The organism is Cognatishimia activa, assembly GCF_001458335.1.
Taxonomy (GTDB): domain Bacteria; phylum Pseudomonadota; class Alphaproteobacteria; order Rhodobacterales; family Rhodobacteraceae; genus Cognatishimia; species Cognatishimia activa.
In genome coordinates this window covers 63,606-64,620 of record NZ_CYTO01000026.1, presented here as the reverse complement: position 1 = coordinate 64,620, position 1,015 = coordinate 63,606, and the positions used below count along the sequence as shown (strand labels likewise).

The 1,015-nt window shown below is 62.2% G+C and carries 1 protein-coding gene; it reads left to right on the top strand.

The annotated features are described in order from the left end of the window. Positions 1 to 980: heavy metal translocating P-type ATPase (locus TA5113_RS17285; RefSeq protein WP_258953943.1), on the top strand; the 980-nt coding region annotated here is incomplete at its 5' end. Positions 981 to 1,015 lie beyond the last annotated feature (35 nt).

The following is a 1,015-nucleotide window of genomic DNA, read 5'->3' as shown; positions in this document are numbered from 1 at the left end:
TCACGATGGGAGAACCGGAAGTCGCTGCGGTCTATCCGATTGGCGAGACGTCCGAACGCGACCTGCTTATGCGCGCCGCCGCGCTTGAAGCAAGATCGTCACACCCGCTGGCCCGCGCGATCCTGAGCCGTGCAGAACAAGACGGCCTCTCCGTTTCCGCAGCCGACAACACACGCACCGTGCCGGGCCGCGGCCTCGAAGGAGACATGGGCGACCAGTCCATTTGGCTGGGGTCAGACCGATTTGCCGAAGAAAAAGGGTTCGGGTCCGCAATTCCATCTGATTTGCGCGACCGCATCGAAGGGGCAGGCAACACACTGGTCGCCGTTGGGGACGCGGCTGGCGTCAGCGGCGTATTGGAATTGCGCGACCGGATCCGGCCTGATGCCAAGGGCATCGTTGCCCGCTTGCACGCACAAGGCGTGAAAAAGATCGTGATGCTCACCGGCGACAACACGGCCACGGCAAAGGCTGTGGCTGCCCAAGTCGGCATCGACGAGGTGCGCGCGGAACTGCTGCCCGAGGACAAGGTCACCGCCATTGAGGAACTGGTGACACAATATGGCACTGTCGCGATGATCGGGGATGGTGTGAATGACGCTCCGGCGATGGCGCGCGCGCATTACGGCATCGCTATGGGAGCCGTGGGATCCGACGCCGCAATTGAAACGGCCGATATCGCGCTGATGACAGACGACATTGGCAAAGTGCCATGGCTTATCGGGCATTCCCGCCGGACCATGGCAATTATTAAGCAGAACATCGGGCTGTCGCTTGCGACCAAGGCTGCATTCGTGGTGGCAACAGCCTTCGGCATGGCCTCGATGTGGGGCGCGATCGCGGCCGATGTTGGCGTTTCCCTTCTCGTTGTCACCAACGCCTTGCGGTTGCTGCGCGCGCGCGACAACGACGATGAACCGCGTGGTGGCGATGAGGTTGGCGAAGAAATGGCAAAGGCGGCACTGGCGCACGGTCACTAGCAATGTGACTGGCAAGAACCAGTGGGAGCAGGCGG